Raw genomic sequence first — 12,405 nt, 5'->3', positions numbered from 1 at the left:
CCTTCTTCGCGCACATCGCCGAGTGGACCTTCGGCAGCCGTAGCAAGGTGGGCCGGACCGCCGCCGCGCTGACCGGCGCCGAGGAGGCCGCGGCGGCCGGAGCGGCAGCGGCCGCCCCCGCCGTGCAGGTCCGCGGCAAGGCCGGGGCCACCGCCGTCCTCGACCAGCCCAAGGTCACCACCCGCTCCGCCGCCGGCACCCGCGACGTCCCGGACGGCCCCGGCGCCGCCGGCGGCACCGTGCAGGGCGACCTGTACGGGCGGATCGCGGTCTCGCTGACCGCGCTCGCCTTCCTCGTCGAGGCGGCCGGCGTGGTCGCCCGCGCCCTGTCGGTGGAGCGGGCCCCCTGGGGCAACATGTACGAGTTCTCGATCACCTTCTCCACGGTGGCCGTCGGCGTGTACCTGGTGCTGCTCGCCCTGAAGAAGAACGTCGGCTGGCTCGGCCTGATCCTGGTCACCACCGTCCTGCTGGACCTCGGCATCGCGGTCACCTGGCTCTACACCGACAGCGACCAGCTGGTCCCGGCCCTGCACTCGTACTGGCTGTGGATCCACGTCTCCACGGCGATCTTCTGCGGCGCGGTCTTCTACATCGGCGCCGCGGGTGCGGTCCTCTACCTCTTCCGGGACTCCTACGAGAGCCAGCTGGAGGCGGGCCGCACGCCGGGCAGGTTCCGCAGTTCGGTGCTGGAGCGGCTGCCCTCGGCGGCCTCCCTCGACAAGTTCTCGTACCGCATCAACGCGGCCGTCTTCCCGCTGTGGACGTTCACGATCATCGCGGGCGCGATCTGGGCCGGCGACGCCTGGGGCCGCTACTGGAACTGGGACCCCAAGGAGGTCTGGTCCTTCGTCACCTGGGTGGCCTACGCCTGCTACCTGCACGCCCGCGCCACCGCCGGCTGGAAGGGCCGCAAGGCCGCGTACCTCGCGCTCTTCGCCTTCGCCTGCTGGATCTGGAACTACTACGGCGTGAACATCCTGCTCAGCGGCAAGCACTCGTACGCGGGCGTCTGACCGGCGGGAGTGGGACGCTGGTGGCATGACTCTCGTGAGCCATGCCACCAGCGAGCAGCGCGGCGAGAACCACTGGCTGCTCCGCTTCGAGCTGCACCTGCCGTACTCCTACGAGGTGCTCTGGCCCGCCCTGACCACGGCGCGCGGGCTCCGCGGCTGGCTGGCCGCGGCCGACGTCCTGGAGCGCCGGCTCGGCGGGGCCGTCACGCTGCGCCGGCTGAACACCGGGACGGTGACGACGGGCCGCATCACCGCCTGGGACGTCGAGCGCGTCGTGGAGTACACGCTCACCGAGCACGGCCGGGTCCGCTTCCACCTGGAGGCCGTCGGGACCGATTCGACCGTGATCCGGTTCGTGAACGAGCGGGGCGGGACGGAGGACGAGCGCCTGGACTGCCTGGCGGACTGGCACGAGCACTTCGAGCTGCTGGACTCCGCCCTGGCCGGCCGGCCGGCGGACTGGTCCGCCTGGACGGACACCCGCTGGGCGGAGCTGCGCGAGGCGTACGCGTCCTTCTCCCGGGCGTAGCGAATCGAGCCTCGGCGGCGTTCGAGGGGTGGGTGTGCCCAGGATCGGGGGCCCCGGTCCTCCCGGCGGTGGCTCACCACACCGGCCGCAGGGCCGGCAGTGGGCCGTCGCCATTGAGCACCCGTACGAGGCGGCCGAGTTCGCCCCGCAGCGCCCCGAGGTCCACGGCGCCGGCCAGTTCGGCCTCCAGCTCGTGCAGGATCCGGCCCGCGACGGCCAGGTGGTCGGTGGCCGCGGCGGTGAGCACCACCAGCTTGCGGCGGCCCCCCTCGGGGTGCGGCTCGCGGCGGACGTAGCCGCGCTTCTCCAGGTCGTCGACGATCTGCCCGGCGGCCTGCTTGGTCACCCCGAGCCGTTCGGCGAGCTCGCTGGCGGTGGCGCCCGGCCCCTTGAGGGCCTGGAAGGCCATGCCGTGCAGGGGGCGCAGGTCCGTGTACCCGGCCTCGGCCACCCTCCGGGTGAACTCGCCCAGCAGCAGCTGGAAGCCGAGCCCCATGAGGAAGGTCAGCTCGATGCCCTCGTCGCTTCGGTGTGTGGTCACGGAAACATGGTGACACGAGCGAGACAAGCTGCTTTACTCATGCGAGTAAAGGTACTTGACTCAATCGGAACGAGGGCTCTCTCTTGCACGTGATCGCCGCTTCCCCCGACAACGTCACCGTCACCCCGAACGCCACGATGACCGGACTCGCAGCCCCCAGCCGGGGCAGCTCCGAGCTCAGCACCTGGCACGTCGACATGGCCGCCGGCGTCACCGGCCCCGAGCACTCCGTCAGCCGCGAACAGGTCTGGACGCTCACCGCCGGCTCCCTGGAGGTGATCTGGGACGGCGGCCGCACCGAGAAGGTCGCCGCGGGCCAGACCATGGTCCTGCCCCCGGACGTACCGCGCCGGATCCACGCCACCGAGTCCTTCCAGGCGTACGTGGCCATGCGTGCGGACGGGGTCGTATCCGTCCCCGGCACCGAGGGGTCCCGAACCCTTCCCTGGGCGGAGTGAGCCGGCGCGAGCATCACGCGCCCGCGCACACATCCGCAGCCGACCGATCCGGCGCGACCCCGCCGATCACGCACCTTCAGAAGGTGCCGAGGGGGGCCGGGGCGGGCCGGGCCGGCGCCGGCGGGAGCCGCAGCTCCGTCAGCCGTCCTTGTCCTCGCCCTGCTCGCGCAGCTTCAGCTCCTCCTCGCGGCGGCGCAGGTCCGCCTCCCAGTCCTTGAGGAGGGCCTCGTCCTTCTTGTTCTCCTCACGAAGGGACTTGAGGAACTCCGGGTTGTCGTCCGGGGCGACCCACTCGTGGCGGTGGTTGCGGTGCCACTCGGCGGGCGTACGGCCGTTGGCCGGGGGGCGGCGCAGCTTGCCCGCAGCGAACCAGACGATCGGGCCGACGATCCAGAAGAGCAGGATGATGATGACCCAGACGACCTTGGGGAGGTGTTTGGCCTCGTCCTCGGGGGTGTTGAGGCAGTCGATGAACGCGTAGATCGTCAGCGCCAGCGGCAGGATGAACATCAGCGCCCTGATCATGCGGAACGGCCCCCTTGAAGCAATGGCGGGGTGCGATTCGACGGCCCCGGTGACAGGCCCAGCGTAGCCGGTGACGGATACTGCCCCTATGGCTTACGACGATCTCCGCTCGCTGCTCCGGGCTCTGGAGCGAGAAGGCGACCTCAAGCGCATCAAGGCCGAAGTCGACCCGTACCTGGAGGTCGGGGAGATCGTCGACAGAGTGAACAAGGCGGGGGGCCCGGCGCTCCTCTTCGAGAACGTCAAGGGCTCGGCGATGCCGCTGGCCATGAACGTCTTCGGCACCGACCGCCGCCTCCTGAAGGCCCTCGGCCTGAAGTCGTACGGCGAGATCAGCGAGAAGATCGGCGGCCTGCTGAAGCCGGAGCTCCCGCAGGGCTTCATCGGGGTCCGCGAGGCCTTCGGCAAGCTCGGCTCGATGGTGCACGTGCCGCCGAAGAAGGTGAAGGGCGACTCCGCGCCCGTCCAGGAGGTCGTCCTCACCGGCGACGACGTGGACCTCGACCAGCTCCCGGCCCTCTTCACCTGGCCCAAGGACGGCGGCGACTTCTTCAACCTCGGCCTGACCCACACCAAGCACCCCGAGACGGGCGTGCGCAACCTCGGCCTCTACCGGCTCCAGCGCCACGACAAGCGCACCATCGGCATGCACTGGCAGATCCACAAGGACAGCCGCAACCACTACGCCGTCGCCGCGGCGAAGGGCGAGCGGCTGCCGGTCGCGATCGCCTTCGGATGCCCGCCCGCGGTGACCTACGCGTCCACCGCGCCGCTGCCGGGCGACATCGACGAGTACCTCTTCGCCGGCTTCGTCGCGGGCAAGCGGATCGAGATGGTCGACTGCAAGACGGTCCCGCTCCAGGTCCCGGCCCACGCGGAGGTCGTGATCGAGGGGTGGCTGGAGCCCGGCGAGATGCTCCCGGAGGGTCCCTTCGGCGACCACACCGGCTTCTACACCCCGCAGGAGCCCTTCCCGGCCCTGAAGATCGATTGCGTGACCATGCGCAAGCGGCCGCTCATCCAGTCGATCGTCGTCGGCCGGCCGCCGACCGAGGACGGCCCGCTCGGCCGCGCGACGGAGCGGTTCTTCCTGCCCCTGCTCAAGATCATCGTGCCGGACATCGTGGACTACCACCTCCCGGAATCGGGCGGCTTCCACAACTGCGCGATCGTCTCGATCGACAAGAAGTACCCGAAGCACGCCCAGAAGGTGATGCACGCCGTCTGGGGCGCGCACATGATGTCGCTGACCAAGCTGATCATCGTGGTCGACAAGGACTGCGACGTCCACGACCTGCACGAGGTCTCCTGGCGGGCCCTGGGCAACACCGACTACTCCCGCGACCTCACCGTCGTCGAAGGACCGGTGGACCACCTGGACCATGCCTCGTACCAGCAGTTCTGGGGCGGCAAGGCGGGTATCGACGCCACCAGGAAACTGCCCGAGGAGGGCTACACCCGCGACGGCGGCTGGCCCGACATGGTCGAGTCCGACCCGGACACCGCCGCCCTCGTGGACCGCCGCTGGAAGGAGTACGGACTGTGAGCCCGATCGCTGCGGGCGGCCCCGCCCTGTTCCTGGGCGACGGCACGCCCTGCGTGGCACTGGTACGCCCCGAACTCGACGTGAACGACCCGGGGCTGCGCCTCGTGGCCGAGCAGGCCGGGGTCACCCCCGAGGAGTTCGCCGGGGAGTCCGGCATCTGGCAGGTCATGGCCGACCGCACGGACGGCGAGGGGCGGACCTTCGAGCTGCCCGAGCTCACCGACGGCGAGGCCGCGGTCTTCGCGGACGAGCTGCTGTACGCGCTGGCCGGCACGGGCGACGCCGAACTCGAACTGGCCGACGGCATCATCGTCCTCTCCGTCACCCGCGCCGGTGACGACCGCGTCTCCCTGAGCGCCCGGGTCGTACCGCCGGCCGGAGCGCAGACCCCGGGGCCGCAGACCGGACCCCTGGACGTGGAGCTCGGCACGCTCCCGGTCGAAGACGTCCGCGCGCACGTCGTCGAGTTCCACCGGAGCGTCGTATGACATCGGCCGCCGAAGGGGTCCTCGGTCCAGGGCCCGCCGCGCCGCAGGCGGGGAAGGTCAAGGCCTTCCTGAGGCTCGTGCTGATCGAGCACTCGGTCTTCGCTCTGCCCTTCGCCTACATCGCGGCGTTCACCGCGATGTTCCAGCTCGACCGGAGCGTCCACTGGGGCGTCCTGCTGCTCGTCACCATCTGCATGGTGGGGCTGCGGACCTTCGCGATGGCCGCCAACCGGATCATCGACCGCGAGATCGACGCCCGTAATCCGCGCACGGCCGGCCGTGAGCTGGTCACCGGCGCGGTGTCGGTCCGCGCGGCCTGGACCGGCGCCGGGATCGCGCTCCTGGTCTTCCTCGGCTCGGCGGCGCTGCTGAACCCGCTGTGCCTGGCGCTCGCGCCGGTCGCCGTGATCCCGATGGTGGTCTACCCGTACGGCAAGCGGTTCACGAACTTCCCGCACGCCATCCTGGGTCTGGCCCAGGCCATGGGCCCGGTCGGGGCCTGGCTCGCGGTCACCGGTGAGTGGTCCTGGGACGCGGTCGTCCTGGGCCTGGCGGTGGGCGTGTGGATCGGCGGCTTCGACCTGATCTTCGGCTGCCAGGACGTGGCCGCCGACCGTGCGGAGGGCGTCAGGTCCGTCCCGGCCCGCTTCGGCGTCCCGGCCGCCCTCTGGGGCGCGCGCGGCGCGCACGTCGTGACCACGGCCCTGCTGGCCTGGTACGCGCTGGCCACGGACGCGGGCGGGCTGTTCTGGGCCGGCCTGGCGGTCGTCGTCGCCGCTTTCCTCTACGAGCACACGATCGTGAAGCCGCACGACCTGTCCCGCCTGAACCGCGCCTTCTTCACGGTCAACGGCTTCATCGGGATCGCCCTGTTCGTGTGTGCCCTGCTGGATCTCGTGGTCCGGGGTCTGACCTTCTGAGCAGCGTGCGGCCAGGGCCGGGCCTGCTCCCGGCGCGGCATCCCGCACCACCTGATCTTCGATTCGTACCAGGCGCAGTGCACCACCCTGCGGAACCCGGGGCCGGACGGTCACCGGGGCCGGGACGTCATCTCCTACGGGGAGACGGTCGTGGTCGAGACCGGCATCGGCAAGATCTCCGTGGACACCGCCGCCCTGCCCGTCGACCCCTCCGTCGTCAGCTGAGGGCCGGCGCGCGGCGGGGGAAGGCGAAGGCCGCCGCCGCGCCGGCCAGCAGGCCGAAGAGGTGGCCCTGCCAGCTGACGCCCGAGTCGGTCGGCAGGACGCCGAGGAAGACCGTGCCGCCCCAGACGGCGGCGATCACCACCGCCACCACCACGCCCAGCGGCCGCCGTTCCACGAAGCCGCGGACCAGCAGGTAGCCGAAGAGGCCGAAGATCAGGCCCGAGGCGCCCGCCGTGATGCTGTCCGACGGGGAGACCAGCCAGACGCCCAGCCCGTCCACCACGGTGACCGCGGCGCAGACGGCGAGGAAGCGGCGGATGCCGCTGAGGGCGGCGACGAACCCGAGGGCCAGCAGCGGGACGCTGTTGGCCGCCAGATGGTCGAAGCCGAAGTGGAGGAAGGGCGCGAGCGGTATTCCGGTGAGCCCGTCCGGTTCACGGGCGATGATCCCGTAACCGTCCAGTGCATGGCCGGTGGCCAGGTCCACCAGCTCGATCAGCCACAACAGGGCGACCCAGCCGGCCATCAGCTTCCCGGCCGCCTTGGCCCGGTCGAGCTGTGTCCAGCCCGCTTCCACCGTCGTGCTCATCCTCGCCCCCTCGCTCGTCCCGTCACGGGAACGTCCGGCCACCTTACTGAGTGCCCACCGGCGGTGGCCGGATAGTCTCGGAGGTATGACTGAGCGCAAGCGCACCCCGTGGGTGGTCGGGGTTTCCGGGGCATCCGGGACGCCGTACGCGGCGGCGGTGCTCCGCGGGCTGCTGGCCGCGGGGGAGAGTGTCGACCTGGTGGTGAGCCGCGCCTCGCGCCTCACCCTGCTGGACGAGACCGGGATCGCCTTCCGCGACGCGCACTGGCGCGAGGACCTGACGCAGTGGCTGGGGCGCGGGGCCGACGGGAAGCCCGGGACCTTCGCGCGCCCGGAGCTGGACGACGTCCGGTACTGGGGTGCGGGGGACCTGGCGGCGGGCCCGAGTTCGGGCTCGTACCCGGTGAAGGGGATGCTCGTCGTCCCCGCGTCCACGGCCTGTGTGGCGGGGGTGGCACTGGGACTGTCGAAGGACCTGCTCCAGCGCGTGGCGAGCGTGACGCTCAAGGAGCGGCGCCGGCTGGTGGTCGCGGTGCGGGAGACCCCGCTGAACGGGCAGACGCTGCGGCATCTGGTGGCGCTGGACGAGGCGGGCGCGATCGTACTGCCCGCCTCTCCGGCGTTCTACACGGGTGCGACGCACATCCAGGATCTGGTGGACTTCGTCGCGGGGCGGGTGCTGGACGCGGCAGGGGTGCCGCACCGGCTGTACCGCCGTTGGGAGGGGGAGCTGGGAGGCTCCCGTACTCCCCGGGAGGCAAGCGCCGGTGACTAGGCCTTCTTGCGACGGCCGAGCGGCTTGCGGGCCTTGTCGACGCGGTGGGCCGCGGCGGGCTGGTGGGCACGGGATCGGTTGGCCAGCTCCTGGAGCTCCCGCATGTGTGCGTAGGCCATCTCGATCGTGAGCACGGTGAACCACTCCTGAAGATCGTCATTGATCAGCTGAAAGATTTCACAGGGTGTTGACCCTGTGTGCCTTAGATTCTATACCTAAACTCGCAGGATCGCCGAATAATGGAAGGCTCCACGTAAATGGACACGGTGGACAGGCAGCTCATCCAGGCACTCCGGGAAAACGGTCGTGCCTCGTACGCGGAGCTGGGCCGTCTCGTGGGCCTCTCCGGCCCCAGCGTCACCGACCGCATCAACCGACTGGAGACCGCCGGGGTCATCACCGGCTACCGCGCAACGGTGGACTCGCGTTCGCTCGGCCTCGGCGTCACCGCGCTGATCGGACTCTCCATGTCCGACGCCGCGGACCACGAGGACGTGGCCCGCAGGCTGCGCGACCTCAACGAGATCGAGGACTGCTGGTTCATCGCGGGCGACGACTCCTTCATGCTGAAGGTGCGCGCCAACGACGTGGACGGCCTGGAAAAGATCATCCGCAGGCTCTCCGGCACCAAGGGCGTCTCGCGCACCCGCACCACCATCGTGCTCTCCACCAAGTGGGAGAACCGGGTCGGGGAGCTGCCCGAGGAAGCCTGAGAGTACGGTTGGGCAGGGTTTGCAGGACAGGCAGACAGAGGCATCTAGAGGAGGCGACCGGTACATGGACGCTGGGCTCAAGCGTGAGCTGGAGGAGAAGGTCCGCTCCGGCGAGCGGCTGACCCGTGAGGACGGTATCGCCCTCTACGAGTCGGACGACCTGGCCTGGCTCGGTGGCCTCGCCCACGAGGTGCGCACACGCAAGAACGGTGACGTCGTCCACTTCAACGTCAACCGGCACCTCAACATGACGAACGTGTGCACCGCCTCGTGCGCGTACTGCTCGTTCCAGCGCAAGCCGGGCGAGAAGGACGCGTACACGATGCGCATCGAGGAGGCCGTGCGCCTGGCCAAGGCCATGGAGAACGACAGCCTGACCGAGCTGCACATCGTCAACGGTCTGCACCCGAACCTGCCGTGGCGCTACTACCCGCGCTCGCTCTCCGAGCTGAAGAAGGCGCTGCCGAACGTCTCGCTGAAGGCGTTCACGGCGACCGAGATCCACCACTTCGAGACGATCTCGGGGATGTCGGCCTCCGACATCCTCGACGAGCTGATCGAGGCCGGCCTGGAATCGCTCACCGGCGGCGGCGCGGAGATCTTCGACTGGGAGGTCCGGCAGCACATCGTCGACCACCGCACCCACTGGGAGGACTGGTCGCGCATCCACCGGCTCGCGCACGAGAAGGGTCTCAAGACCCCCTCGACCATGCTGTACGGGCACATCGAGGAGCCGCGCCACCGCGTGGACCACGTGCTGCGGCTGCGCGAGCTCCAGGACGAGACCGGCGGTTTCCAGGTCTTCATCCCGCTGCGCTACCAGCACGACTTCGTGGACATGCAGGACGGCAAGGTACGCAACAAGCTCCAGGCGCGTACGACGATGGCGACCGGCGCCGAGGCGCTGAAGACCTTCGCCGTCTCGCGACTGCTCTTCGACAACGTGCCGCACGTCAAGGTCTTCTGGGTGATGCACGGTGTGCAGACGGCCCAGCTCGCGCTGCAGCACGGCGCGGACGACATGGACGGCTCGGTCGTCGAGTACAAGATCACGCACGACGCGGACAACTACGGCACCCCGAACAAGCTGGGCCGTGAGGATCTGCTGGAGCTGATCCGGGAGGCGGGCTTCCGCCCGGTCGAGCGCAACACGCGCTACGAGATCATCCGCGAGTACCCCGGCCCGGACGCGAGCCTGCGCGAGACCCCGCAGGCGATGCGCGTCTGACGCGCCGAGCCGGTTCGAGCCGCCGGAAGCCCTGGTCCCCCGTGGACCGGGGCTTTTCGGCGTTCCGGTGTCCGGGAAGGCCGTACGGCGGGGGCGCGGAGTGCCCCGTTTTCCGTTGCCCCTCGCACAAGTAATGACTAATCTTGATCCGTGACCCTTACTTTCACCTTCGATCCGGTCGTCGACCCCACCCTGCGCGAGGGCCTCGTCGACCTTTGGGCGGATGCCTCCAATGCCGGCGGAGCCGTCGGCTTCGTACCGCCCGTCACCCGCGATGACATTCGGCCCGAGCTGGTCAAGCACCTCGTCGCCCTGGCCGAGGGCCGTCACCGCCTGCTCGTGGGGCTCGACCGGGACGGCCGGGTCGGGGCGGCCGCGTTCCTCGCGTTCAACACGCACCGGCTGCAGCGCCACTGGATCTGGGTCTACACGGTCATGGTCCACCCCGACCTCCAGGGCCGGGGCGCCGGCCGCGCGCTGATGGAGGGCGTCGCCGATGCCGCCCGCACGCTCGACGGCGTCGATGCCATCCGCCTCGGCTGCCGCGGTGGTCTGGGGCTGGAGCACTTCTACGCCGCCTGCGGCTACAAGGAGGTCGGCCGCGTCCCCGGCGCCATCCGGGTGGCCCCGGGCGACGACCGCGACGACATCACGATGCTGCTGCCGCTGCACTGATGTGCCGTCGGGCCCGCCGCCGCACCCCGGAGGGCGGTGGCCGGGTCCCGGCGTGCTTCACTGGACGGGCACCAGCACCAGCCGCCGCAGACCATGACGAGAGAGAAGGGGTCACCGTGTCCCGCAAGCCGAGCGCAACGATCCGCTACACCGCGATGCGCCTGGGCATCTTCGTCGGATGCCTCGTCGCCGTCGCGGGCCTCGTCCGGCTCGGCTGGGTGCCCGCGGGGCTCGGGGAGGCCAATGCCGCCTGGGTCGTCCTGCTCGCCATCGTGATCTCCGCCCCGCTCTCCTTCGTCCTGCTGCGCAAGCAGCGCGACGAGATGTCCACGCAGATCTCCGGGCGTGTCGCGGGTGCGAAGGAAAAGCTCGCCGCCAACCGCAGCCAGGAGGACCGGGCGGACGACGCGGCGCGCGCCTCGTAACCTCCGCCGGTTTCCTCACACACCGAACCGCCCCAGCATCGGGTACACCGCCCGTAACGCTGGGGCGGTGGTGTTTTCCGGGCCTGCGCAAGAGGGCCTCGTGCGCCGTTGTCTCAAAGCGCCCCTTTGAGTTTCTCAAAGGGGAGGTGTTAGCGTGTTCAGCATGTCGACCACAGTTGCGCACCCCATGATCGCGAGCGTTCCGCTCGTGACGCGCCTGCACGTCGACCTCTGCCGCCGCGCGTCCGCGGCCTGTTGCTGTTGAGCTGAATCGATACAGCAGCCGTCCCGGCCGGCCCTTCTGGCTGCTGCCGCACCGCTTCACCACCGCAGTACTTCCCCCCTGTCTTCGTGCGCCACCTCCGGAGAGTGTCCGTGTCCGCGACCCCCCAGGCCCCTGCCAAGGCCTCGTTCAAGTTTCCCTTCTGGGCCCAGATCGTCACCGGTCTCGCCCTCGGTGTCCTCTTGGGCTGGATAGCCCGCAGCCAGGACATCAGCTGGCTCGCCACCACCCTGGAGAAGACCGGCGACCTCTTCGTCCAGCTGCTGAAGCTGGCCATCGCCCCGCTCGTCTTCTTCGCGATCCTGGTGTCGATCACCAACCTGCGGAAGGTGAACAACGCGGCGCGCCTCGCCTCCCGCACCCTCCTCTGGTTCATGATCACCTCGCTGATCGCGGTCGGCATCGGCATCGCCATCGGCCTGCTGACCGACCCGGGTTCCGGCACCGGCCTCACCGCGGCCGACGGCAAGGACCCGAAGCGGACCGGCTCCTGGATCGACTTCCTCACCGGGATCGTGCCGACGGACATCGTCACGCCCTTCACCGAGCTGAAGGTCCTTCAGATCGTCTTCCTGGCCGTCGTCGCCGGTATCGCCGCCCTCCAGCTGGGCGCCAAGGCCAAGCCGGTCCTCGACCTCGCCGAGTCCGCCCTGGAGCTGCTCCAGAAGGCCCTGTGGTGGGTCATCCGCCTCGCCCCGATCGGCACCATCGGCCTCATCGGCACCGCGATCGCCACGTACGGCTGGGACCTGATCGGCAAGTACGCGACCTTCACCGCCGACGTCTACATCGGCTGCGTCCTCGTGATGTTCGGCGTCTACCCGCTGCTGCTCGCGACGGTCGCCAAGGTCAGTCCGCTGCAGTTCTTCAAGGGCGCCTGGCCCGCCATCCAGCTGGCCTTCGTCTCCCGCTCCTCCGTCGGCACCATGCCGGTCACCCAGAAGGTCACCGAGCGCCTCGGCGTCCCGAAGGAGTACGCCTCCTTCGCCGTCCCGTTCGGCGCCACCACCAAGATGGACGGCTGCGCCGCGATCTACCCGGCGCTCGCCGCGATCTTCATCGCGCAGATCTTCGACGTGCAGCTGGGCATCAAGGAGTACCTGCTCATCGTCTTCGTCTCGGTCATCGGCTCCGCGGCCACGGCCGGCCTGACGGGCGCCACCGTCATGCTGACGCTGACCCTGTCCACGCTGGGCCTGCCGCTCGCGGGCGTCGGCCTGCTGCTGGCGATCGACCCGATCCTGGACATGATGCGCACCGCCACCAACGTGGCCGGCCAGGCCCTGGTCCCGGTCATCGTCGCGGCCCGCGAGGGGATCCTGGACAAGGAGGCCTACGCCTCCGCCTCGGCCTCCCCGCTGGACGAGCCCGCCCCCGCCGCCGCCGAGCAGGTCGTGGTCGCGGCCTGATCCGCACCTCGCCGCACGGCACGGCACAGCAGCGCATGCCGCTCGCCGCAGCCCCCGCCC

General features: G+C 70.2%; 16 protein-coding genes. 12 read left to right on the top strand and 4 right to left on the bottom strand.

What is annotated here, in order from left to right:
- On the top strand, positions 1–1,016 hold a 1,016-nt coding region (ccsB, locus tag ACWGIU_RS14490; protein ID WP_453705691.1), incomplete at its 5' end, for a c-type cytochrome biogenesis protein CcsB.
- 25 nt (positions 1,017–1,041) lie between these two features.
- Positions 1,042–1,545, top strand: coding sequence for an SRPBCC domain-containing protein (locus ACWGIU_RS14485; protein WP_453705689.1), 504 nt, complete (start codon positions 1,042–1,044; stop codon positions 1,543–1,545).
- Positions 1,546–1,618: 73 nt separating this feature from the next.
- Here ACWGIU_RS14485 and ACWGIU_RS14480 read toward each other — a convergent pair whose 3' ends face one another.
- Positions 1,619–2,041: a MarR family winged helix-turn-helix transcriptional regulator gene (locus ACWGIU_RS14480; RefSeq protein WP_453705695.1), complete on the bottom strand. Its 423-nt coding sequence runs from the start codon at positions 2,039–2,041 to the stop codon at positions 1,619–1,621.
- 134 nt (positions 2,042–2,175) lie between these two features.
- On the opposite strand from ACWGIU_RS14480, the gene ACWGIU_RS14475 reads away from it, so the two are divergent.
- Positions 2,176–2,544 carry a cupin domain-containing protein gene (locus ACWGIU_RS14475; protein ID WP_453705687.1) on the top strand — a complete coding sequence of 123 codons (369 nt, stop codon included), beginning with the start codon at positions 2,176–2,178 and terminating at the stop codon, positions 2,542–2,544.
- A gap of 138 nt (positions 2,545–2,682) precedes the next feature.
- Here the strand turns inward: ACWGIU_RS14475 and ACWGIU_RS14470 are convergent, their stop codons facing one another.
- Positions 2,683–3,069, bottom strand: coding sequence for a PLD nuclease N-terminal domain-containing protein (locus ACWGIU_RS14470; RefSeq protein ID WP_453705685.1), 387 nt, complete (start codon positions 3,067–3,069; stop codon positions 2,683–2,685).
- An 88-nt stretch (positions 3,070–3,157) separates the two neighbouring features.
- On the opposite strand from ACWGIU_RS14470, the gene ACWGIU_RS14465 reads away from it, so the two are divergent.
- From ACWGIU_RS14465 to mqnP, 3 genes are read left to right on the top strand one after another with little or no spacing between them, the layout of a single operon-like run.
- The gene (locus ACWGIU_RS14465; RefSeq protein ID WP_453705683.1) at positions 3,158–4,615 is read left to right on the top strand and encodes a menaquinone biosynthesis decarboxylase; all 1,458 of its coding nucleotides are present in this window, start codon (positions 3,158–3,160) and stop codon (positions 4,613–4,615) included.
- Positions 4,612–5,103, top strand: coding sequence for a hypothetical protein (locus ACWGIU_RS14460; protein ID WP_453705682.1), 492 nt, complete (start codon positions 4,612–4,614; stop codon positions 5,101–5,103). The genes ACWGIU_RS14465 and ACWGIU_RS14460 overlap by 4 nt, the downstream gene beginning before the upstream one ends.
- Positions 5,100–6,023: a menaquinone biosynthesis prenyltransferase MqnP gene (gene mqnP / locus ACWGIU_RS14455; protein WP_453705680.1), complete on the top strand. Its 924-nt coding sequence runs from the start codon at positions 5,100–5,102 to the stop codon at positions 6,021–6,023. Before ACWGIU_RS14460 ends, mqnP begins: the two co-directional genes overlap by 4 nt.
- Before the next feature lie 217 nt (positions 6,024–6,240).
- On the opposite strand, the gene ACWGIU_RS14450 is transcribed toward mqnP, so the two are convergent.
- A complete protein-coding gene (locus ACWGIU_RS14450; RefSeq protein ID WP_453705678.1) occupies positions 6,241–6,837 on the bottom strand; it encodes a rhomboid family intramembrane serine protease in 597 nt (198 codons plus the stop codon).
- An 85-nt stretch (positions 6,838–6,922) separates the two neighbouring features.
- Between ACWGIU_RS14450 and ACWGIU_RS14445 the strand changes: the two genes are divergently transcribed.
- The gene (locus tag ACWGIU_RS14445) at positions 6,923–7,612 is read left to right on the top strand and encodes a UbiX family flavin prenyltransferase (protein ID WP_453705677.1); all 690 of its coding nucleotides are present in this window, start codon (positions 6,923–6,925) and stop codon (positions 7,610–7,612) included.
- Here the strand turns inward: ACWGIU_RS14445 and ACWGIU_RS14440 are convergent.
- Complete coding sequence (locus tag ACWGIU_RS14440; RefSeq protein ID WP_453705697.1) at positions 7,609–7,746, bottom strand: hypothetical protein; 138 nt, start codon at positions 7,744–7,746, stop codon at positions 7,609–7,611. The genes ACWGIU_RS14445 and ACWGIU_RS14440 overlap by 4 nt on opposite strands.
- A 123-nt stretch (positions 7,747–7,869) precedes the next feature.
- On the opposite strand from ACWGIU_RS14440, the gene ACWGIU_RS14435 reads away from it, so the two are divergent.
- From ACWGIU_RS14435 to ACWGIU_RS14415, 5 genes are all read left to right on the top strand, one after another.
- Complete coding sequence (locus tag ACWGIU_RS14435; protein WP_030710106.1) at positions 7,870–8,325, top strand: Lrp/AsnC family transcriptional regulator; 456 nt, start codon at positions 7,870–7,872, stop codon at positions 8,323–8,325.
- A gap of 64 nt (positions 8,326–8,389) precedes the next feature.
- Entirely contained in the window at positions 8,390–9,553 is a 1,164-nt protein-coding gene (gene mqnE / locus ACWGIU_RS14430) for an aminofutalosine synthase MqnE (RefSeq protein ID WP_453705676.1), read from the top strand.
- Between the two features lie 150 nt (positions 9,554–9,703).
- Positions 9,704–10,228: an N-acetyltransferase family protein gene (locus ACWGIU_RS14425; RefSeq protein ID WP_453705674.1), complete on the top strand. Its 525-nt coding sequence runs from the start codon at positions 9,704–9,706 to the stop codon at positions 10,226–10,228.
- Between the two features lie 155 nt (positions 10,229–10,383).
- A complete protein-coding gene (locus tag ACWGIU_RS14420) occupies positions 10,384–10,653 on the top strand; it encodes a DUF4229 domain-containing protein (protein WP_453705693.1) in 270 nt (89 codons plus the stop codon).
- 369 nt (positions 10,654–11,022) lie between these two features.
- Positions 11,023–12,345 carry a dicarboxylate/amino acid:cation symporter gene (locus ACWGIU_RS14415; RefSeq protein WP_453705672.1) on the top strand — a complete coding sequence of 441 codons (1,323 nt, stop codon included), beginning with the start codon at positions 11,023–11,025 and terminating at the stop codon, positions 12,343–12,345.
- Positions 12,346–12,405: the final 60 nt, after the last annotated feature.

It is taken from the genome of Streptomyces sp. NPDC054840, assembly GCF_053611065.1.
The sequence above is the reverse complement of the archived record's forward strand: the minus strand, read 5'-3'. Positions and strand labels throughout refer to the sequence as shown.